Raw genomic sequence first — 22,163 nt, forward strand, 5'->3', positions numbered from 1 at the left:
TCCAGAAACTCGGTTTCGACCAGCACAACCGACGGTCTCTCTTGTTCTTTCTGGTGGGCACCAGCCCAACTGTGCACCTCTGGAAAACCACTCATGCGCGACGTTTTCCGTTGGAGGGCGAGCGTTGCACTTCAGCAAAAATCTCGGTGATAGGCCGTCGCGGCTCGCGCTTTTGCAGCTGTCGGACCTGTTCGCTCAGCTGCAGTAACTCTTCACTTGGCTTGGCCCATTGCTCTTGCGGCAGCGGCTCCGACCATTCGCGCATGGCGTCGGGCAGGGCTTGTTTGCCGATTTCTTCGAGGCGGCGCACTTCCCATTCGACGAGGCGGTTGGGAATCGTCCACAAGGTCATGACGTGGTACAGGTACCAGAAGAAACCCGATGTTCGACTGCGAGAACCGTCGCGGATCTGCTGGTGCATGCGTGCGCGGGCGTTGCGGAAGGTGTGCAGGCCTTCGTGGGGCGGGTCGTCGGGGCCTTGCAGGTCTTGCAGGTCCTGGATGGATTTAAGGTCGTTGACTTCGTATTCCATGTAACCGCGAATGGCTTCCCAATGACTGATGGCCAGTGGCAGTCCGGCGCACTGGAATTCGAGGCTGGTGAGGGTTTCGCCGTGGTGGTAACCGATGCCCATGCCGTACTGGCGATGGATACCGTACTGGGTGGCGCCCTGGGCTTCGATGACCCAGGCGGAGAGGGATTCCCAGGGGACGAAGACCGGTTCGGTCGCGCCTGAGGGCATGAAGCAGACTTCGCGGCGTTGACGGTTGAAGCGGGTGGGGGTGAGGGTGGCGCGTTTTTTGTGGTTGTGGTGCCAGACGGCTAGGCCGATGGATAACAATACAAAGGCAGTTTGCAATCCTAGTTCTGATGATGGGAAAAAAACCTGCTCCGCGAACTCCCAGGAATACAACAAGTCGTACCCTAAAACGAGTCCGAAGAAAAAACTAAATAACGGCAACAAGAAAGCAAACATAAAGGTCATTGTTAGCGGGCCGCCGAATATGACTTGCCAAGAAAATATTTGAGGCGAACCTAACCCAAAGTCCATGTACACATCATTCAACTCACCAATATGCGGGCCGTAGGGAGGCATTGGTGTTGGTAGTGGTAGCGGCGCCAGATAGGTCATTTTTCCGCTGGGAAACGGTTCGATGTCTCCAGCCTTTCTGGGCTGTTGAAGCTGCGCCGCGCCGATTGGCTCTTTGTGATTATTCGGCATGATCAGCTTGCTCCAGAAACTCGGTTTCGACATGCAAGACCGGTGGCTTCTCTTTGACTAGCTGTGAAGCAACTACCGAGAAATGGCCTTCACCACGAGGATCTACATGTATGACAGAGGTTCGCGACGTCCACTCGCCTTTGGCATTCAACGTCTGAATACAGACGGCCAGCTCCAGTGTTTCTTTCGCTGGCGTGTACTCGGAGCCAGGATTCACCGGGTATCGAAGACAGAGCACCAGGCCTTCGGGGGTCGATTTGACGATGCGAAGGCTGCTCACGACCTCGTCACTGATCACCTCCCTGCGTTCCTGTGGCGCTCCCTGGCTATGCAGGGGCAGGGAAATACGGTGGGCACCGATACCCAGTCGATGGGTCGGCTTCCCGCCAAAGGGAGGCAGAAGGTTTTCCAGCGTCACTCTTGGCAGCACCAGATGGATATCGCTGGGTCTGGCTTTGAACAGCAGGTTTTTCAGCCAGGAGTCGTAGGGGTTCGGGCCCAGTTGCGCGTAAGGCGCGTGGATCAGGAAAGCCAGATAACTTTGATACTCATCCAGTGAGTGGTCGCCGCGCATTTCGGCATCCCGGCTCCAAGGGGTGGTTTTCAGCCATTTGTCGTGGGCGCTGAGGTTGTAGCGGTTGAACAGCCAAGAGCCACTCAGTTCAAGTACGGTGAACAGCGCGCCTGCAAGGTTGAAGCGGAAGAACACGGTGGAAAGGCGTGTGGCGGCGGCTGCCCACGCCGTAGCGCGCACCGTGCCTTTTTCAGCGGTAATGACGGTATAACCGGCGCGTAAAGTTGGCCCAAGACCATTTGCATTGACGGTAGTCATTCCACCCGCACCCAATGTAGCCAGCGCGGCTGCAGCTTGTGCGGGACGATTTCCGCTACGGATCGCCTGCTGCCAATTTTTGATCTGCTTTTTAAGACTGGCAATTGAAGTCACAAGCCCAAAGCTATAAGTGAATATGCCCAATCCAATGTGCAATTTGCCCATCTGCACATTCACATTCTGTAAAGCATGGTGCTGAAGTCCTGAAACGAGAGTTGCACTACGAGCCTTCAACACGGTGTCTGAGAGACTTTGGGCCGCAGTGAAACCAGCGGCTCCCGTTGTCGCAGCAACAGACAAAAGTGGCCAAATAGTTCGTTCATTTTTTGATTGTTTGAGGGTTTCCTTGAATACCCCCACCAAATTCACCACCTGCACCAAAACCACCACCAACCCCATCCCTTCAGTCTTCACCAGGCTACCCGTCGACACTCCGCCCAGCCCTGACCGAATATTCCCCAACAAACCCCGTAACTCCTGCTGCTGGGCCGGCGGGAACATCACCGTCACGCCGGCCCGTGCCGGGGTTGCGCCGTACAGCCGTGCCGACTCATCCGGCAGTTCAGCAATCGGGCTTAACGCCTTGGCCAGCCGTCCTTCGATCAGCGCCAGTTGCGCCCGCACCCGCACGATTTCGTGCTGCAACTCCACGGCCCGCGGGGTTTTGTGGCCCTGGCGGTTTTTGTTGCGGGTCAGTTGGTTGCGTTCGCGGCTCAGGGTTTTCAGGTAGTCGCGTTCACTGAGCAGGTCCTTGATTTCCCGTTGCAAGGCGGCCTGTTCGGCGGGGCTGGCGACGGTGAAGGTCACGCCGCTGGTTTTTGCGGCATCGAAGAGCCGCAGCTTCAGGCCCTTGGGCAGGCGCTGGAACAATTCGTCCAGGTCGGGGATTTTCTCCGCCGCGAGGTCGAAGCCTTCCAGTACACGGCTCAGGCCCAGGTTCAGCGCCGGGCTGTAGGTGTGCTGCACGGCCTCGGCGACGGCGCGGGTAGGGTCGGGCAGGTCGTCGAGGGCCGGCAGCTGCGGTTGCTCGATTTTCCGCAGTTTGGCCAGCCACTCCGCCAGGTTGTTGAACATCGCCATGCCGGCGTTGAACAGCGTTGAATACTGCCCGACCTGCTCGGATTGCAAACGCAGCGGCAAGGTGTAGAACAGCGCTCGGGTCAGCTCCGGGTGTTCTTCCAGATAGCCGAGCAATAGCTCGGCGGCCGCGTCGCTGCGGCAGAGGTCCTTGAGGCAGGCGTATTCGGCGGTGAACGCCTGGCCGAGTTGCGCCGGCACTTGTGCGTCGTAGTACCAGGCCGAGCGATGGTAATGGCCGGCGCACAGCAGTTGCGTGCGGTCGGCGGTGATGCGGTCGAGCAGGCGGTTCCAGCGGCCGAGGTCGTCGCGATGACGGTTTAACGCCTCGTCCATCGCCGGGCGGTCGATCAGGTCGTTGACCCCGCGCTTGCCGCTGAGCACCGGGCCGTCGAGCACGTTGCGCATGCGCAGGTCCTGATCCTTGCCCAGATCGACCAGCGCCGAAAGGTGCCGATCGACGAAGTCTTCGGGAGCGACCGCTTCGAAGTACTGACGGGTGTAGTAGCGTCGATCCGCGTCGGCCATGGCCCGATCGTGGGCGGTGAAGTCCGGGGCGACACCGTCAAAGCGGTTCAGCTCAAGCGCGCGGTCGAGGGTCTTGTCCCGTAATTGCTCCAGCTCCGGGGAAGCGGCGGTGTCGCTCGGCTCGATCTTGCCGCCCTTGTTCAGGTAGTCGAGCAAGGCCTTGCGGGTGTTCTCGCGATCCGGCTCGGGCAACTGCTCCAGTTCGGCAAACACGGCTTTGGCCTGCGGCTGGTCGTTGGCCTTGGCCAGACTGTCGATGTCCTGGTCGCTGAGCTGACTCAGGGACTCGATGTAACAGGCCAGGAGGTAATCGCGCTGGTTGTTGTCGGCGTTGCTCCAGTCATCGACCCAGCCGACCACGGTGTCCTGATAGTCGGCCAGATCGCGCATCACGCCGAGGTCATCGTTGACCAGCAGAAACAGCGTGTCGTCCTGATAAGGCGCGCGCACCCGTCCCAGGAATTCGCCGATGTGTGCCGCGCGGAAACGCCGCGGTTGCTCCCACAGATAAGGCTCGCGTTCGTGCTCAGGGGCGTCGCTGACCTGCACGGCGGGCAGCTCGACCTCGCCCGTTTGCGGGTCGGTGGCCGGTTCGGCGCCGGTCGCTACTTCCGCCAGCCATTGTCGGGCCTGGGCGACGGTGAGCAAGTGCTCGCCACCCAGTTGGCAATGCACCGGCCCAAGGTCGACCGCCTGCATGAAATGCTTGCGCTCCTCGGCGCTGTCCAGCACCTGACGGCATTTGGCGGCACTCCACTGCACCTCGGCGAAGGTCACGTACAGGGTGCTCTTGCGGGAAAAGATCAGCGCCGGGCGTTCTTCAATGGCCGCTCGCTGATCTTCGTGAACCGTTTTGCCTTTGTGCAGCAGCGCGCTGACGACACCGTCGAGCACCCGGTACTCGTACAGCTCGCCGCTGAGGCTGTCGATGAGGTACAGCCAGCCATCGCGCAGCAGGCGGACGCCCAGGGGGCGGGCGGTGAGGGCGTAGGGCATCTCCAGTTCGGCGCCGGGGTCGAGGGTTTTTTCCACCAGGCCGTAACGCAACGGCAGCAGTTGCACATGGGTTTGCCGCAGCGGGCAAGCAGCGGGTGCGCCGATGGGGGATTTCGAAGCGGCGGCGGCCGCGAGGTTGGCGGGGTGTTGGTTCATGATGGGCCTCGTTCAGACGCCCATTGATGGGCCAGGGCCGCAGCCAGCGCGACGCGCTCGCCGGGTGATTGCAGGGAAGGCGTGTGGAGCAAGTGGCGGATGTGCGGGTGCCGGTCGAGGTCGTCGCCCTCCAGCCAGGCCACGACATTGGCGTAGTAAAACAACTCGGATTGACCCTGCAGCCCGAGGGCAGAGGCCTGGACCTCCAGCTGTTCAAGCCTGGCCCAGCGCTGGGCCAGACTGTCGCCGGGGTGGCGTTGGGGAAAATGGCTGAGCAAATGTGCGTCGAGTTCAAGCAGCGTGCGCCGATGATCAACCTGATCCAGCGCCGCGATCTGTTCCGGGCTGAGCCGATAAGGGGCGGGCAGCGCGGGGCATTCGGGTTGTCGAGGGCGATGACTGTGCCAGACCGTGTTGACGCAGTCGGCCGTCACCACCCAGGACATCGGGCCGAACAAACTTTGATCGGCGCTGGCCAACAAGGCTCGCATCACGGCGGCATCGGCCAGTCGCAACAGTACCGACAGGCCTTCGGACAGCTCTACGGTCAGCAGCTTTCTTAAATGTTCGGCGACGACATGGGGTTGAGCCGGGCTGAACAGCAGCACACCGCACTCTATGGGGGCGTGTTGCATGAAAAACTGCATCACGGCGTCGTCAGGCTGCTCGACGGCCACCAGCAATGGCGAGACATCGCGCAAGGCGCTAAAAGGTGGCTGGTCGTACAGGGGCAGGGTGAGTGCAGCGCGGTTGAGCCGTTTTATCCGCGATGGCAAGTCGCTCAGCGTCGCGCCATCGAGCAGCACAAAGGCCTGCTGCTCGCCCCATGGCAGATTTTCAGGCAAGGAAGTCGAAAGGCTCATGCTTGGGCGGCCTCGCAGATCAGGCAGCGCGAGGCGCGGGTCGACACCAATGCGTGGCGCTGCTGAACCGCATCGAACGCCACCTTCAGCAATGGCAATGCGCCCGGTACCAAGGGTTCCGCCAACAGGCCCACCGCCGGAGCGCCACCTTCGACAATCGCCACGCTGCTGAAGATGCCTTCAGGCCCCAGCGTCAACCAATGCCCGCCGGCCTTGATCGTCACATGGGCGCCACCATCGATGACCACTTGCTGGCCGGCACCGAGGTGCACATGCTGGCTGGCGCTGAGTCGCTGATTGGCGACACGAATATGACGGTCGCCTTGCACCCACAGATGATCATCCTGTTTGAGTTCGGTCAGGCGATTGCCGTGGGTCAGGTGATGTTCATCGCTGTGCAGCTCATGGCTGGCAATGCCGCCGACCACCACCGACAGCTGGTTGTCGACCTGGATGCGTTGGTCGTTGAGCACATGCTGGACATAGTCGCGCTGGGCGCGAATGGCGATTTCTTCGGCGCCTTTCCTGTCCTCGATCCGCAGCTCGTTGTAACCGCCACCGCCGGGGCTGCTTTGGCTGCGCAGGATGCTGCGCGTCTGTTCCGCCGGAAGGTCCAGCGGCACCGGGGTGACGGCATTGGGCAGGCAACCGAGGACAAACGGTTTGTCGGGATCACCCTCGGCGAATCCCACCAGCACTTCCATGCCGACCCGTGGAATCTGCACGCTGCCGTAGCGATCATGGGCCCAGCCCGTGGCCACCCGCAGCCAGCAACTGGTCCGCTCATTGAGCTGAGCGTCCCGGTCCCACATCATCTTGACCTTTACCCGGCCGTAGGCATCGCAGTAAATCTCTTCGCCGGGCGGGCCGGTCACCACTGCGTGCTGGTTGCCGGGGATGCGCGGTTTGGCGTGTTTCAGTGCGGGGCGGAATATCACATCCCAGGGCGTCGCGACAAAGTGGTTGCGGTAGCCCTGAATGATGCCACCACTGTCGTCGGAGGCCGCCGCCTCCTCCTCCAGCACTTGTGGCTGTCGACCAACGTGCACGACGCGGGTCAGTAGCCATAAACCGTTGCAGTCGGGTCGCGGGTGCTTGCTCATCTCGACGAAGCTGCCACTGCGCATCAGGCTCTGGTCGCTGCGGCCGTTGCCCTGACGGTAATCGGCGCGATGCCGCTCCAGGGTGCGCTGGCTCAGGTGCTCACCGCGATCGCGAAGGGTGAACTGCCCGGGAAAGCCGTAATCCTCCAGCACGGGAACACGCGCCTCGGCGGCCTCGGCCTCCAGTTGCACATTGGGTTTTTCGAAGTGGTAATCGCGGCGGCTGACCTGGGTGGTGCGGGTTTCCAGGCGGACATTGAAGCGGTCGATCACCGTTGCGTCGGCGACCATGCCGCTATCTTGTGCGTAGGCTGTCGGTGCGTCAGGCAGGGGGAAGACGGTCTGGTCGTCACCGAAGACCAGGACGTGTCCATCGGCGCTGTGCTGGAAATGAAAGTGCAGACCTTCTTCCTCGCATAACCGATGGATGAAATCCAGGTCTGACTCGTTGTATTGCACGCAGTACAGGCGGGGTGGGTAGTCGGCACTCACCTGGAAGCGCCAGACGTCGGGCTGCATTCCGTGATCGCTCAGAACGCTTTGGATGATTTGCGGCACGTTCTGCTGCTGAAAAATTCGCTGGTTGTGACGATGCGCCAGATAGGCGAGATGCGGCACCAGCGTCATCTGATAGCGGGTCAACCGGGCGCCGGAATCGCCTTGGGCGACGCGATAAACCTGTCCATGAACGCCGGCGCCGTCGGGACCGAAAGAGAGATGGGCCGGCAGGTGCAAAAGTGATTCGAGATCGAGGTCTCGGCGTTCACTGACCAGTTCCAGTTTGACCTCATAAGTCTCGTTGAGCGCCTCGGTGAACTTGAACTCAAACACTTGAAAGTCGTGGGGGAAGCCCTGGATATCGAGCTTGTAAACGACGGGTTTGCCGGCAATGAGCATTCACATTTCCCTGTGTTTTTTTTAGGCACGGGACTTTGCGCGGGTCCACGGCTTGGCGCAGTCAGGCGAATCGCTTTGATGTGTAGGACGATTCCGAGATTGAGTGGCGCCGGAGGGGCAGTCCATCGGGCGTCTGCGGCGGGGCCAGCGGGAACAAATCCTTTAGCCACAGACGGCGATCGTTTGCTTTTGCGCTACAGTGGCGGCTGCACGTATCACGCGTGCAGCGGTTTTCTTGTCTGGAGACAGTGGCTTGTCGAGTGCCCCCAACCCTGTTGAATCCACCCATCGCTGGCAGGATGTTCTGGCCGGGCTGTCGATTGCCGGTCTGTTGCTGCCCGAGGCGGTCGCCTATTCGAGCATTGCTGCGTTGGCGCCGCAGGCCGGGGTTATCGCGCTGTTTGCCGGGTTGCTCTGTTATGGGCTGTTCGGCACCAGCCGGTTTGCCATTGTCTCGGCCACTTCGTCGGCGGCGGCGGTGCTGGCGGCGGCGACGGCGACCCTGGCCAACGGGGACCCGCAGTTGCGTTCGACCCTGGCGGCCGGGCTGGTGCTGGTCACCGGCGGGCTGTTTCTGCTGGCCGGGATCTTTCGCTTTGGCAGCGTCACCTCCTTTATTGCCAAACCGGTGTTGCGCGGGTTTGCCTTTGGCCTGGCACTGACCATCATTCTCAAGCAGGTCGCCAGTGTGGTCGGTGTGCATCTGATCGACGCCAACCTGGTGCGCTTCGCCCCGCAATTACTCGCACAACTGCCGCAATGGAACTGGCCGGCAGCCGGTGTGGCGGCGGTGGCGCTGGTGTTATTGCTGTTGTTTTCGCGGTTTCCACGGGTGCCCGGTGGTTTGCTGGTGGTGGTGATCGGCATCGCGGCCGGCCAGTGGCTGAACCTGTCGGCGTATGGGGTGAAGATGATCGGACTCATCGACCTGAGCCTGGAAGTGCCGAACCTGCCGGTGTTGCCGTTTGCCGATTGGCTGCGTTTGGGCGAAGTGGCGTTTGCCCTGGTGATGATCCTGTACGCGGAGTCCTACGGCTCGATCAGCGCCTACGCGCTCAAGCACGGTGACCGGGTGAATTCGAACCGCGACATGCTGGCACTCGGGGCCTCGAACCTGCTGTCCGGCCTGTTCCATGGCCTGCCGGCGGGGGCAGGGTATTCGGCGACATCGGCCAACGAGGCTGCGGGCGCCACCTCACGGCTGGCCGGTGGCGTGGCGGCGCTGGTGGTGTTGCTCATCGTCATGACGGTATTGCCGTATATCGCCTTGACCCCGGAACCGATCCTCGCCGCCATCGTCATCCATGCCTTGGCGCGCGGGTTGAGCCTGCAGCCGTTGGGGCGATATTTCATCTGGCGGCGTGACCGTGTGCTGGTGATGTGCGCCGTGGGCGCGGTGTTGGTGCTGGGGGTGCTGGACGGCTTGCTGGTGTCCGTGGCGATCAGCGTGCTGCTGATGCTCAAGCAAATGTCGGCGGCCAATATCCAGATTCTCGGCCGGATCGACGGCGGGCACGACTTTGTCGACGTGCAACGTCATCCCGCGGCGGAAACCGTGCCGGGCGTCCTGGTCGTGCGACCGGATGAAGCGTTGTTTTTTGCCAATGTCGAGCGGATTCTCGGTGCTGCCTTGCACTTGATCCGGCACCCACCGGCACCGATCCATACCGTGATCCTCAGTCTGGAAGAGTCCCCTGATCTGGATGGCACCAGCATCGAGGCGATGCAGGAGTTTTTCGTGCGGGTGCATAACGAAGGCAAACGACTGATTCTGGCGCGTCTCAAGGACAGTGCGGAATCGGTATTGTCGGCGTTGCCCGAAGTTCGGGCCAACGGGGTGATGCTCAGCGGGCTGAGCGTGGATGGCGCTGTGCAACGAGCCTACAAGGATTAAGGCATGACCTGTGGCAGCGAGATTGCTCTCGAGGCGGCCTGTCAGGCAACAGAGAGGTGAATGTCAGGTCTCCATCGCGGGCAAGCGCGCTCCCAAAAGGGGTATGCCATAAAAACCTGGGCATAAAAAACGCCGCTCATCTCACGATGGGCGGCGTTTTTCATTGCCTTGCAGCGTTAGGCTTGAACGACCGGGATGTTGGCGTTCGCAGCCGCTTCGCGGAACTCGGCGATCTGGTCGAAGGACAGGTAGCGGTAGACATCGGCCGCCATGCTGTCGATCTTGCCAGCGTATTCCATGTACTCCTCGACGGTCGGCAGGCGACCCAGGATGGAAGCCACCGACGCCAGCTCGGCCGAAGCCAGGTAGACGTTCGCGCCGTCACCCAGACGGTTCGGGAAGTTACGGGTCGAAGTCGACACGACAGTCGAGTTCGGCTCTACACGTGCCTGGTTACCCATGCACAGCGAGCAGCCCGGCATTTCCATGCGCGCGCCAGCCTTGCCGTAGATGCCGTAGTAGCCTTCTTCGGTCAGTTGGTGAGCGTCCATCTTGGTCGGCGGCGACAGCCACAGACGGGTAGGCAGCTGACCTTTGACCTGTTCCAGCAACTTGCCGGCAGCGCGGAAGTGACCGATGTTGGTCATGCACGAACCGATGAACACTTCGTCGATTTTCTCGCCAGCAACGCTGGAGAGCAGGCGAGCGTCGTCCGGGTCGTTCGGCGCGCAGAGCACAGGCTCCTTGACGTCGGCCAGGTCGATCTCGATGACTTCGGCGTATTCAGCGTCTTTGTCCGCTTCCAGCAGCTCAGGGTTGGCCAGCCAGGCTTCCATCGCTTGAGCACGACGCTCCAGGGTACGCGCATCGCCGTAGCCTTCGCCGATCATCCAGCGCAGCAGGGTGATGTTCGACTTCAGGTATTCGGCGATCGACTCTTTGGACAGCTTGATGGTGCAACCGGCAGCCGAACGTTCGGCCGAGGCGTCGGACAGTTCGAACGCTTGCTCGACGGTCAGTTTTTCCAGACCTTCGATCTCCAGGATGCGACCGGAGAAGGCGTTTTTCTTGCCTTTCTTCTCTACGGTCAGCAGGCCAGCCTGGATCGCGTAGTAAGGAATGGCGTGAACCAGGTCACGCAGGGTGACGCCTGGTTGCAGTTCGCCCTTGAAGCGAACCAGGATCGACTCAGGCATGTCCAGCGGCATGACGCCGGTGGCTGCGGCGAACGCAACCAGACCGGAACCGGCCGGGAACGAGATACCGATCGGGAAACGGGTGTGCGAGTCGCCACCGGTACCGACGGTGTCTGGCAGCAGCATGCGGTTCAGCCACGAGTGGATGATGCCGTCGCCCGGACGCAGGGAAACGCCGCCACGGGTCATGATGAAGTCAGGCAGGGTGTGGTGGGTGGTCACGTCGATCGGCTTGGGGTAAGCCGCGGTGTGGCAGAAGGACTGCATCACCAGATCGGTCGAGAAGCCCAGGCACGCCAGGTCTTTCAGTTCGTCACGGGTCATTGGACCGGTGGTGTCCTGGGAACCCACGGTGGTCATTTTCGGTTCGCAGTAGGTGCCTGGACGAATGCCAGTCACGCCGCAAGCCTTGCCGACCATTTTCTGCGCCAGGGTGAAACCCTTGGTGCTTTCAGCCGGTGCTTCAGGCTTCTTGAACAGAGTCGAAGGTGGCAGACCCAGTTCGGCGCGAGCCTTCTCGGTGAGGCCACGGCCGATGATCAGCGGAATACGGCCGCCGGCGCGAACTTCGTCCAACAGGACCGGAGTCTTCATTTCGAAGGTGGTCAGGACTTCGTCGGTACCGTGCTTGCAGACTTTGCCAGCATGCGGGTACAGGTCGATCACGTCGCCCATGTTCATGTTGGAAACGTCGAACTCGATTGGCAGTGCGCCGGCATCTTCCATGGTGTTGTAGAAGATCGGAGCGATCTTGCTGCCGAAGCAGAAACCGCCTGCGCGCTTGTTCGGCACGTAAGGAACGTCGTCGCCGAAGAACCACAGTACCGAGTTGGTAGCGGATTTACGCGAAGAACCGGTACCGACCACGTCGCCGACGTAGGCGATCGGGAAGCCGGCGTTGCGCATTTCTTCGATCTGCTTCATCGGACCGGTGACGCCTTGTGCGTCAGGCACGATGCCGTCGCGAGCCATTTTCAGCATGGCCAGGGCGTGCAGCGGGATGTCTGGACGGGACCAGGCATCCGGAGCAGGGGACAGGTCGTCGGTGTTGGTCTCGCCGGTGACCTTGAACACGCGCAGGCTGATCTTGTCGGCCAGCACCGGGCGCTTCACGAACCACTCGCCGTCAGCCCAGGATTGCAGTACGCCTTGGGCGTGAACATTACCGTTCTTGGCTTTTTCAGCGACGTCGTGGAAGGCGTCGAACATCAACAGGGTGTGCTTGAGTTCTTCGGCCGCTACTGGTGCCAGTTCGGCGTCGTCCAGCAGGTTCACCAGGGTCACGATGTTGTAGCCGCCCTGCATGGTGCCGAGCAGTTCAACAGCGCGTTTTTTGTCGATCAGAGGGGATTTGGCTTCGCCTTTGGCGATGGCGGACAGGAAGCCGGCCTTGACATAGGCTGCTTCGTCCACTCCAGGTGGAACGCGATTGGTGATCAGGTCAACGAGGAAAGCTTCTTCGCCAGCCGGGGGATTTTTCAGCAGCTCGACCAGGCCTGCAGTTTGTTCGGCGTTTAGCGGCTGGGGAACGATACCCAGTGCTGCACGCTCTTCGATATGTTTGCGGTAGGCTTCAAGCACAGTATTACCCTCATCAGTGGTCCCAAATGGGTGTCCGGGACGCTCATCCAGAAATTGCCGTACTCATGCGCTTCATGGCGTTGTGAGCCACTTAGCCAGAATTACCGGCAATTTCTTACAGAAGCTGCTTTCAAAGTTTTACGCCTGCAGAACGGGAGCTGATGAGGGTTGGCGTCGGGTTTTTCCCCGCTGGAAAAAACCTTTCGCCAACACCGTTCTGAAGGAACGACTGTGCTCGTGACGCTTTGAAAACAGCTTCCAACGGACATTGGCGCCTAAAAAGGCTGGCTGATTCTACGGTAAAAAAAATTTAAAGGTAAGTCGGGCTCTATTGGACTTTGGTGGAGAGCCGACCCCGGAATGTTGACGCGCCGGATGCGCAGAGCGTTGAGGGGTGATCAATGGCGGACAAAGGGCTAACATGCCACTCTGTTTTGCTTTTTCGCGTTCTCCCCTATGCCCAATCAGACCATCAAGACCCCTTGCGTCGGCCTCTGCTCCACCGTTTACGGTGATCTGGTGTGCCGTGGCTGCAAGCGTTTCCATCATGAAGTGATTCACTGGAACGGCTACAACGAAGAAGAAAAGCGCGCGGTATGGCTGCGTCTTGAGCAGTTGTTGTCCCAGGTGATGGCGGCCAAGGTGGAAATTTTTGATCCGGCGCTGCTCCGGATGCAGCTGGAGCAGCGCAAGATCCGCTTCGTGCCCCATCAGTCGGAATACTGCTGGGCTTATCAGTTGATTGCACGGGGCGCGCGGGTGATCAACAACCTGGAAGCCTACGGCATGGTGCTGCTGCCGGAGTTTCGCGACTGGAACCTGCCGGAGCTGCGGGACGCCATTGATCGGGAATTCTTTTTGCTTTCAGAAGCGCATTACCAGCGCTATATCGCGCCGGGGTTTCTGAATGATGCATTCGGCGGCTAATAAATAGCATCGCGGGCAAGCCCGCTCCCGCAAGGTCGATGAAAACCCCGTGGGAGCGGGCTTGCCCGCGATGGTCATCTGTCAGGCACCGCAGGGCTTAATGCTTGCTCGCGATTTCCTCCAGGTGATCCTCGACTTCCCGGGGCTTGAGCACCAGCACATCGCTCTCCACCGCATCGAGCACCACTTCCGCCGTATTGCCGATCAACGTCCCGGATAATCCGCTGCGCGCCACGGTGCCAATCACCGTCACGGCCGCCTGCAGCTTGTGCACCATGAACGGGATCAGCACGTCCGCAGGGCCTTCGGCGATGTGCAGGTGTTCATCGTCGACGTCGAACTCCGCCTGGAACGCCTTGCACTGTTCGCGATAGCGCGCCTCGATGGTTTCGCTGAGCTGGAAGGTCGGGTCGGCCGACGACAGCATGGGCGACGGATGGGCGCTGATGACATGCAAGTGCGCTTTGGCCATGCTGGCAATGTCATAGCCGTAATCGATGATGGTGTTGTGCAGATGGCGGTGCTCACCGTCGATGTTGCCGACATCGACGGCCGCCAGAATCACTTTGTCCTTCCAGGAACCTGCGGTTTTCACCAGCAGGACCGGAGTCGGGCAGGTGCGCAACACTTTCCAGTCTTCCGGGGTCAGCAGGGCCTTTTTCAGCGGGCTGTCGGGGTAATGCTGCTTGATCACCAGACCGCAGCCTTCGGCTTGCTGCACCGTGACGATGGTTTCATGCAGGCTGCTTTCCCAGGCCTGTTCGGTGGTGACGCTATAGCCATCCGCCACCAGCGCCGCCTTGAGCACGCCGAGCATGGCGCTGTGGTCGTGCTTGCGGTCGCAGACCAACAGGTGCAAATGGGCCCGGGTCACGCCGGCAATCAATTTGGCGCGCTTGAGCGCGAGGCTTTCCGAGTGCTCGGGTTCAAGAACCACCAGAATGCTGCGAATGGCTTGCATGATCGGGATCTCCGGAAAGTAAGGATGGCGTGAAACTACTATAGATGCTGGTCGCCTGCACGGGACTTGATGCATATCAACGGTAGCGACTGGTGGTCTTCGGGCAGGCCGGTATAATCGGCGCCCTTCGTTTTGAACCTTTTGTCCGTGGGCCCCATGATCCTTCCCGAAATACACGAATTCCTTGGCTGCCGTACCCCCGATGGTTGGGTTCAAGCCGCACTGGCCGATCAGGAAACCCTGCTGATCGACCATAAGAACTGCGAATTCAAGGCTGCCAGCACGGCGCTCAGCCTGATTGCCAAGTATCACTCCCACGTCGATCTGATCAACATGATGTCGCGCCTGGCCCGGGAAGAGCTGGTGCACCACGAGCAGGTCATGCGTCTGATGAAAAAACGCAAGATCGGACTGCGTCAGCTGTCCGCCGGGCGTTACGCCTCGGGGTTGCGCAAAGTGGTGCGCAGTCACGAACCGGTGAAACTGGTGGATACCCTGGTGGTCGGCGCGTTCATCGAGGCCCGCAGTTGCGAGCGTTTCGAAGCCTTGGTGCCGCATCTGGACGAAGAGCTGGGCAAGTTCTATTTCGGCTTGCTCAAAAGTGAAGCCCGGCATTTCCAGGGTTACCTGAAACTGGCCTATCAATACGGAGATGCCAAGGATATCGCCCAGGTCATCGACAAGGTCCGCGCCGCCGAGCAGGAGCTGATCGAGTCGCCGGATGTGGAGTTCCGCTTCCACAGTGGTGTGCCGACCGCGGCCTGAACCGCATGACCCTCCGGGGTGATTCTTTATGCCTGGAATTTGCCCTTCAAAATACCGCCCCGTAGGAGCGAGCCTGCTCGCGATGGTCGCCAACGTTTACGCGGACGTTCAGGTTTAATGCGGCGTCTTTGGGTGCTTCGCGAGCAGGCTCGCTCCTACAGGGGGATCGCGCTGGTGCCTGGATCGCGAGCCTAGCGGCTCAGACCCAAGCGCTCATGCCACTGCGCAATGGACTCCTCGGGATAGACATCGAACTGCCGGTCCTTCCCATGCGCTTCGACCTCCACCCACGAGGCTTTCGAGCCGAGCATCAGGTGCGTGTGTTCCGGCGGGATCGGTAGCGGGGTGTCGATGGCCGAGGCGAACGGGTGAATCAGCTCGGGCCATTCAGGACTGAACAACCACAAGCCCGAACCGCACAACGAGCAGAAATGCCGTTCGGCGGTGCTGCTGTGGGCGCGTTTGTCACCTTCATTCTTGAGCCGCGCATGGTAGATCGCGATGTGCTTGCGCCCGCGTACTTTCAGGCTGGCGGCATCGCCGCCCAAGTTGATCGCATAGCCGCCACCGCCCTGGGTCTTGCGGCAGATCGAGCAATAGCAGCGTTGATAAGGGTAGGGGTGGGCGCTGGTCAGGCTGAATGACACCGCGCCGCAATGGCAGGAACCGTCGAGTTGCATGGTGCTCTCCAGAGGACTGAAATCGTTCGTTCAGCCTAGAAGGTCTGTGGTGAGCTTGCTGACGTCTTCGCTGGCCAGCCAGCGATGAACGATAACGCGGTGCCACTGGACGGTTACCGACAGCCAAGTCAGCATGGGCACCTCCCATTCCGGACCAGGCCCGATGCGACGACTACCCTCCCTGGCAGCACTGCGAACCTTCGAATGCGCCGCGCGCCATGCCCATTTCGGTCGGGCAGCCGCTGAGTTGTGTGTGACCGACAGCGCCGTCAGCCATCAGATTCGTCAGCTGGAAGAACAACTGGGCGTGTCGTTGTTTATTCGCGAAGGCCGGCAAATTCGTCCGACCATGGCTGCCGGGCGTTTGATGCAAAGTTTGCAGCAGGCCTTCGAATTGATCGGTGATGCCTGCGACGAATTACGCGACCCCTCGTCCCTCGCGGTGTTGCGCCTGGCGGTGACCGCCGAACTGGCGCAAAAGTGGCTGATGAGCCGCCTCACCGATTTCTATGCGCGCTATCCACACATCACCTTGCACCTTTACGAACAACCGATTGATGCCACGGCGCCGGGGGAAGACATCGACCTCGCCATCACCTACGGCACCGGCCCGGTGGACAGCAGTGCGTATTTCGTCCGGCCATTGCCGGCGCTGCAGTTTTTTCCGGTGTGCAGTCCCGGTCTGTTCAACCAGGGCACGTTGAAAGCTCCCAGGGATCTGGCCCGTCACTGCCTGCTCCACGACGATCAGGACGGCAAGACCTGGACCGCCTGGCTCACCAGCCACGCCGGCGATCAGCGCCCCGAACGGCAGCTGTATTTCGCCCATGCCGGATTGGCGCTTGAGGCTGCGGCCCAGGGGCAGGGCGTGGCCATGGGCGATAACCTGACCGCCCAGGAAGACTTGCTCAGCGGCCGTCTGGTCCGGCCTTTTACCTCCAGCATGACCGCGTTGGGCCAATACGCGCTGGTGTGTGAACGGGTGCGCCTGGAGCGGCCGGCGGTCGCGCAGATGCTGGAATGGTTCAACGATCAGCTGGTCGATTGATGAGTTGAATTCAAGTATTCCGAAATAATCATCGTTGGCGAGGAGGCCGCCAACGACCTTAGCCTGTGGTCATTCCAATCCCCGCTGATGAGGTAGGCCCATGGCACGTTTGCTCGATTCCACTCCCAAGCTCGACGGTTTCCGTTTGCCCGGCGAATTCGAAACCAAGTCCGGCTGCTGGCTTGGCTGGCCGGAGCGCACCGACGTCTGGCGCAATGGCGCCAAGCCTGCACAGAAAGTCTGGGTGCAGATTGTCACCGCAATCGCCCAGAGCGAACCGGTCACCGTGTGTGCCTCCGCTGCCCAGTTCGCCACCGCACGCCGCCAGTTGCCGCCGCAAGTGCGGGTGGTCGAAATGACCTGCAACGACACCTGGTTTCGCGACAGCGGCCCGTGCTTCGTGGTCAACGACCAGAGCGGCGAAGTGCGCGGCGTCGACTTTGAATTCAACGCCTACGGCGGACTCGACGGCGGTTTGTACTATCCATGGGACAAGGACGACCAGATCGCGAGCAAGATCCTCGAAATCGAACGCTTCGACCGCTATCGCGCACCGTTGATTGCCGAAATGGGCGGTATCCAGAGCGATGGCCAGGGCAGCATCCTCACCACCGAACAATGCCTGCTCAACCGCAATCGCAATCAGCACCTGGGCAAGGACGAAGTTACCCGGCGCCTGACCGATTACCTGGGCGCTGAGCAAATCATCTGGCTGCCGCGGGGCTGCAAGTTCGACGAAACCGATGGCCATGTCGATGACCTTGCATGTTTCGTGCGCCCCGGAGAGGTGGTGCTGCAATGGACCGATAACCGCGATGACCCGCAGTGGGAAATCTACCAGGAGGCCTACGACATCCTGCGCAGCACCCGCGACAGCCGTGGCCGCGAGCTGATCGTGCACAAACTGCCGCAACCGGATGTGCTGGAATGGACCGCTGAAGAGGCCGAAGGCCTGGACCAGCAGGACAGCACCCACACCCGCCAGGCCGGCACCAAAATCTGTGCGTCCTACATCAACTACTACGCCGGTAACACGTCGATCGTGGTGCCGCTGTTTGGTGATCGCAACGACCAGGTGGCGCAGGCGACCCTGGCGGAAGTGTTCCCTCGGCACAAAATCGTCGGTATCGAAAACTCCCGGGAAATTCTCCTCGGTGGCGGCAACGTCGCGTGCATCACCATGCCTCAGTACGCCGGCGCCGCCAGCCACAAAAAGGGAGCGTGACCATGGGCCTGCACAAACTGACTCAAGCAATACTGCTGGTGCTTGCACCCCTGTGTGTGCAGGCCGCCGACACCCCAAAACCAGTGGTGAATCTCTATATCTGGGGCGAGTACCTGGCCCCGGACACCCTGACCAATTTCGAGAAACAAACCGGTATCCATGTGGTCGCCGATCACTTTGACTCTCTGGAAACCGTCGAGACCAAACTGCTCACCGGCCGCAGTGGCTACGACCTGGTGCTGACCGCCGGACAGCATCTGTCCCGGGCCATCCAGAGCGGCGCGATCCAGCCCGTGGACAAGCAGCGACTGCCGCACTTTGCAGGCGTCGGCGAGGAGTTTCGCCAGCATATGGCGGTGTTCGATCCGGGCAATCGCTATGCCGGGATCTACGCCTGGGGCACCACGGGCGTGGGCTTTCAGGATGAGGCGGTCAAACAGCGCCTGCCCGACGCGCCGACGGACAGTTGGGCAATGCTGTTCGACCCGGCGGTGGTGGCGAAATTCGCCGATTGCGGGGTCAGCCTGCTCAATGATCCCAACGAGGTGTTCGCGGCGGTCATGAAGTACATGGGCCTGGACATCAACCGCCAGAACCTCGATGACCTGAAACGCGCCGAGGCGCAACTGGCGAAGATCCGCCCCTACATTCGCTACTTCGACAACGACCTGAACATCAGCGACCTGGCCAATGGCAACACCTGTGTGGCGATGTCGTGGAACGGCAACGTGGCCATCGCTGCCGGCCAGGCCGAAGCGGCGGGCAAACCTTACAAGCTCGGTTACCGGATACCGAAGGAGGGCACGTTGATCTGGTTCGATGCCATGGTCATTCCCAAGGATGCGCCTCATCCGCAGGCCGGCCTGGCTCTGATGGACTATTTGATGACGCCTGAAGTGATGGCGCCGATCACCGATACCATTCACTACGCCAACGCGATCACTGCGGCGGACAGCTTGATCGACCCGGCGATTCGCAATGATCCGGGGACTTACCCGCCGACCGAGGTTCGCGCTTCGTTGTACAGCAAGAATGACAACGGCAAGGACTTCAACCGGGCGCTGATCCGGGCGTTCAGCCGGTTGAAATCGGGGTTGTGACTGGCGTTGGGTGATGTGTTGAATCGGCGGGCGCCATCGTCGGAACGCCGCCCGGAGCCTGCTCGCGAAGAACGATAACGCGGTCTATCGGTTGGACACCCGCCACAAATACCAGGAAGCCACCGTCCGATAAGGGCTCCACGCCAAGCCGATTTCAACCATCTGCTTGCGCGTCGGCTGTGCTTCCAGGCCCTTGAGCCGCCGATAACCTTCACGCACTCCGAAGTCGTCGGCCGGCAGAATGTCCGGCCGTTCCAGGCTATAGATCAGCAGCATTTCCACGGTCCAGCGGCCCACCCCGCGCAGGGTGATCAAACGCTCGATCAACGCTTCATCGTCCATGGCCAGCGCGGTGGCGTAATCCGGCACGACGCCCTCGAGGGTCGCCTGGGCGATGCCTTGAATAGTGGCGATCTTGCTGGCGGAGAACCCGCAACCGCGCAGTTGATCGAAGTCGCTGGCCACGACCTGCTCGGGCCTGGGGAACAGGCCGGACGGGAACAGGCCGAGCAACCGACCGATGATCGCATCGCCGGCCCGGGCATGCAGTTGCTGATAGGCAATCGACCGTACCAGCGACTCATAGGGATCGCGGGCGGCGTGGGGTTGGTGCAGGCACGGGCCGACCGCCGCGATGTGTCGGCGCCAGTCCTCATCGACTGACGACAAGAACACCGTGGCGGGTCGGTAGCGGTCGGGTATGGGCTCAGGCATTTGCGCAGGGCTTTAATGGCGCGTGGATTTCGCCGTGGGTCTGTGGGTGCCATTGATTGTCGCGCCAGTCCATCGGGTTTCCTTTCTTGTGAAAAACAGTGGGCGATCAGAAGGCGAGTTGTTGGGTGATCTGCACGGCGGCTTTTTCCAGCCTGAGCAGAAACGCCTTGCGCGGCTGCCCTCCACCATAGCCCGTCAGCGAGCCATCGGCACCGATCACCCGGTGGCACGGCAGGACGATCGAAAGGCGGTTGTGCCCATTGGCCAGGCCGACCGCGCGGCTGGCGCCGGGTTTGCCCAGCCTGGCGGCGATGGCCCCGTAGGTGGTGGTCTGGCCGTAAGGGATGGTCGCCAGGATGGCCCAGACCTGGCGGGAAAACTCGCTGCCGGGCAGGTGCAGCGCCACGTTGAACTCGGTCAAGTCGCCGGCGAAATACCGCGCCAGTTCCTGCTCGATTTGTTGCAAGTGGTGGTTGTGCCCTGGCGCCACGGCATAGCCGAAACGGTTCTGCAGGGCTTCAATCTCCCGGGTCAACACCGGCCGGTCGAGGAACTCCAGCAACACCAGCCCACGGCGCTCGGCCATGGCGATCATCGGTCCCAGCGGCGTGGTCAGGCGCGTGAACAGCAGCGGCTCACTGTTGGCCGCGCGACCGGGGGTGATATGGAAGGATTTCTGGAAGGCATCGCGAAAACCGCTCAGGGACTCGTAGCCGCAGTCGAACGCCGCACTGTCGATGGAGTCGCCCTGTTTGATGCCGCCCAGCGCCATGCCGAGGCGGCGCGTGCGCAACCAGGCATGAAAGGTCATGCCGAAATGCTGCTTGAACCAGCGCCGCAGTTTCAGCGGCTCGATGCCGGCGGCCAGCAACCGGGCATCGGTCCAGCGCTGCTCGGGATCGGCTTCCACCGACTTGAGCAGCGTCTGTACCCAATCCGGGGCGATGGCCGCGGCGTCCAGGGGTTTACAGCGCAGGCAGGCGCGATAGCCCGCCGACAGGCACTCGTCGGCATGGGCGAAGAACTCGACATTCTCCGGCTTTGGCTTGCGTGCCGTGCAGCTGGGACGGCAGAAAATCCCGGTGGTTTTGACCGCGGTAAAAAACACCCCCTCGTAGGCGGTGTCGCGTTCGAGCATGGCGCGAACCATCTCGGCATGGGGCGGAAGTTGCGTGCTGTGTACGTTCATGGGGCCAGCATAGAGGGCGAATCAGACGGTCTCCACCGGAAAATCGACAGAGAATTGCGGAGCGTTCCAGATCTCGCTCCTTCAGGAGTTGCGGGTGCTCGATTAGTGCTTGTGACGATGATGGATGTCTGGAAAGTGCGCATGGCTGTGACGCAGGGGCGTGTGTTGGTGTTCGTGGCTGTGGGGTTCGGTGCCGTCCCACTCGAATGCATGTTCGTGTTGGTGGTGTTCATCGTGGACGTGTCGATGACGGTGAAGAAGGGTTTGGTGCTGATGTTCATGGGCATGGCTTTCCTTGAGGTGAATCCAGACCCCCAGCCCCATCAACAAAGAAGCCACCCAAAAACTCGCCGTCACCGATTCGCCCAGTAGCAGGATGGCAATGGCGGCGCCGAGGAACGGCGCGGTGGAAAAATAGGCACCCGTGCGTGCGGAGCCCAGCCCGCGCAAGGCCAGTACAAACAACACCAGGCTGATACCGTAACCGAGCAGGCCGACGATCAGGGTTGGGCCAAGTACCGTCATCGGTGGCAACGATGCACCGAGCGACAGCGCCAGGGAACAGTTCACCAACCCCGCGCACAAACCCTTTACACCCGCAATGAACAGCGCGTCCGAGGCTGACACTTTGCGCGTCAGATTGTTATCGATAGCCCAACAGGCACAGGCCAGGGCGACACACAGCGGCCCGGTCCAGCCCTGGGAGTGAACCGCTCCCTGTGGCCAGGCCAGCAGCACGCCCCCTGCGACGATCGCCAGCATGCCGATGACGATGCGTCGGTCGGCGTTCTCTTTAAACACCACCCACGCCAGCACGGCGGTCAGTACTGATTCGAGGTTCAGCATCAAGGAGGCTGTGGCGCCAGAGGTTGAGGTCAAGCCAGACATCAATGCCACGGGGCCGAGAATCCCGCCAAATGCAATCGCACCGATCAGCCAGGGCCATTCCGCAGAGGTCAGCCCGCTGGGGCGCCAGCCCCGGTCGCGGATCAATCGGGCAAGGGTCAATCCCAGGCCGCTGCCCATGTACAGCAGTCCGGCCAGCAGGATAGGCGAAAGGTTCAGTCCCAACAGCTTGGCCAATGGCGTACTTGCACCAAACAGCGCAGCGGCGGCAAGGGCGTAAAGAATGCTTGTGTTCATTGGGGCCTGGCTTTCACATCAATGGCGGGATGACCTATTTAGTCACAGGCGCGGTGCCCGATCCAT

At 61.1% G+C, this 22,163-nt stretch carries 16 protein-coding genes; 6 read left to right on the forward strand and 10 right to left on the reverse strand.

What is annotated here, in order from left to right; translation table 11 throughout:
* Positions 1-91: 91 nt before the first annotated feature.
* Genes GQ39_RS06380 through GQ39_RS06395 form a run of 4 tightly spaced genes read right to left on the reverse strand, consistent with a single transcriptional unit; the run spans position 92 to position 7,674 of the window.
* Entirely contained in the window at positions 92-1,222 is a 1,131-nt protein-coding gene (locus tag GQ39_RS06380; protein ID WP_081997857.1) for a hypothetical protein, read from the reverse strand.
* The gene (locus tag GQ39_RS06385) at positions 1,212-4,811 is read right to left on the reverse strand and encodes a toxin VasX (protein ID WP_047528248.1); all 3,600 of its coding nucleotides are present in this window, start codon (positions 4,809-4,811) and stop codon (positions 1,212-1,214) included. The genes GQ39_RS06380 and GQ39_RS06385 overlap by 11 nt, the downstream gene beginning before the upstream one ends.
* Positions 4,808-5,674: a DUF4123 domain-containing protein gene (locus GQ39_RS06390; RefSeq protein ID WP_047528249.1), complete on the reverse strand. Its 867-nt coding sequence runs from the start codon at positions 5,672-5,674 to the stop codon at positions 4,808-4,810. Before GQ39_RS06390 ends, GQ39_RS06385 begins: the two co-directional genes overlap by 4 nt.
* The gene (locus tag GQ39_RS06395) at positions 5,671-7,674 is read right to left on the reverse strand and encodes a type VI secretion system Vgr family protein (RefSeq protein ID WP_047528250.1); all 2,004 of its coding nucleotides are present in this window, start codon (positions 7,672-7,674) and stop codon (positions 5,671-5,673) included. The genes GQ39_RS06390 and GQ39_RS06395 overlap by 4 nt, the downstream gene beginning before the upstream one ends.
* Before the next feature lie 253 nt (positions 7,675-7,927).
* On the opposite strand from GQ39_RS06395, the gene GQ39_RS06400 reads away from it, so the two are divergent.
* Positions 7,928-9,568 carry a SulP family inorganic anion transporter gene (locus GQ39_RS06400; protein WP_047528252.1) on the forward strand — a complete coding sequence of 547 codons (1,641 nt, stop codon included), beginning with the start codon at positions 7,928-7,930 and terminating at the stop codon, positions 9,566-9,568.
* 176 nt (positions 9,569-9,744) lie between these two features.
* On the opposite strand, the gene acnB is transcribed toward GQ39_RS06400, so the two are convergent.
* Entirely contained in the window at positions 9,745-12,345 is a 2,601-nt protein-coding gene (acnB, locus tag GQ39_RS06405) for a bifunctional aconitate hydratase 2/2-methylisocitrate dehydratase (RefSeq protein WP_047528254.1), read from the reverse strand.
* A gap of 456 nt (positions 12,346-12,801) precedes the next feature.
* On the opposite strand from acnB, the gene GQ39_RS06410 reads away from it, so the two are divergent.
* A complete protein-coding gene (locus GQ39_RS06410; protein WP_047528256.1) occupies positions 12,802-13,272 on the forward strand; it encodes a DUF1289 domain-containing protein in 471 nt (156 codons plus the stop codon).
* A gap of 97 nt (positions 13,273-13,369) precedes the next feature.
* Here GQ39_RS06410 and GQ39_RS06415 read toward each other — a convergent pair whose 3' ends face one another.
* The gene (locus GQ39_RS06415; RefSeq protein WP_047528258.1) at positions 13,370-14,233 is read right to left on the reverse strand and encodes a universal stress protein; all 864 of its coding nucleotides are present in this window, start codon (positions 14,231-14,233) and stop codon (positions 13,370-13,372) included.
* Between the two features lie 156 nt (positions 14,234-14,389).
* On the opposite strand from GQ39_RS06415, the gene GQ39_RS06420 reads away from it, so the two are divergent.
* Complete coding sequence (locus tag GQ39_RS06420; protein ID WP_047528259.1) at positions 14,390-14,998, forward strand: tRNA-(ms[2]io[6]A)-hydroxylase; 609 nt, start codon at positions 14,390-14,392, stop codon at positions 14,996-14,998.
* A gap of 191 nt (positions 14,999-15,189) precedes the next feature.
* On the opposite strand, the gene GQ39_RS06425 is transcribed toward GQ39_RS06420, so the two are convergent.
* On the reverse strand, positions 15,190-15,678 hold the full coding sequence (locus tag GQ39_RS06425; protein ID WP_047528261.1) for a GFA family protein: 489 nt from the start codon (positions 15,676-15,678) through the stop codon (positions 15,190-15,192).
* A gap of 163 nt (positions 15,679-15,841) precedes the next feature.
* Here GQ39_RS06425 and GQ39_RS06430 point away from each other — a divergent pair, with 163 nt between their 5' ends.
* The 3 genes from GQ39_RS06430 to GQ39_RS06440 all read left to right on the forward strand — a co-directional run bounded on the left by GQ39_RS06430 (position 15,842) and on the right by GQ39_RS06440 (position 19,051).
* Positions 15,842-16,726, forward strand: coding sequence for a LysR substrate-binding domain-containing protein (locus GQ39_RS06430; RefSeq protein ID WP_047528263.1), 885 nt, complete (start codon positions 15,842-15,844; stop codon positions 16,724-16,726).
* 100 nt (positions 16,727-16,826) lie between these two features.
* Positions 16,827-17,951, forward strand: a complete 1,125-nt coding sequence (gene aguA / locus GQ39_RS06435; RefSeq protein ID WP_047528264.1) for an agmatine deiminase — start codon at positions 16,827-16,829, stop codon at positions 17,949-17,951.
* 2 nt (positions 17,952-17,953) lie between these two features.
* The gene (locus tag GQ39_RS06440) at positions 17,954-19,051 is read left to right on the forward strand and encodes an extracellular solute-binding protein (RefSeq protein ID WP_047528265.1); all 1,098 of its coding nucleotides are present in this window, start codon (positions 17,954-17,956) and stop codon (positions 19,049-19,051) included.
* A gap of 84 nt (positions 19,052-19,135) precedes the next feature.
* Here GQ39_RS06440 and GQ39_RS06445 read toward each other — a convergent pair whose 3' ends face one another.
* The 3 genes from GQ39_RS06445 to GQ39_RS06455 form a co-directional block, all read right to left on the reverse strand.
* A complete protein-coding gene (locus tag GQ39_RS06445; protein ID WP_442961636.1) occupies positions 19,136-19,765 on the reverse strand; it encodes a DNA-3-methyladenine glycosylase family protein in 630 nt (209 codons plus the stop codon).
* A gap of 106 nt (positions 19,766-19,871) precedes the next feature.
* A complete protein-coding gene (locus tag GQ39_RS06450; protein WP_047528267.1) occupies positions 19,872-20,954 on the reverse strand; it encodes a bifunctional transcriptional activator/DNA repair enzyme AdaA in 1,083 nt (360 codons plus the stop codon).
* 102 nt (positions 20,955-21,056) lie between these two features.
* Positions 21,057-22,097, reverse strand: a complete 1,041-nt coding sequence (locus GQ39_RS06455; RefSeq protein WP_047528268.1) for a DMT family transporter — start codon at positions 22,095-22,097, stop codon at positions 21,057-21,059.
* Positions 22,098-22,163: the final 66 nt, after the last annotated feature.

This window comes from Pseudomonas sp. 11/12A, from assembly GCF_000800055.1.
Lineage (GTDB): Bacteria > Pseudomonadota > Gammaproteobacteria > Pseudomonadales > Pseudomonadaceae > Aquipseudomonas > Aquipseudomonas mohnii.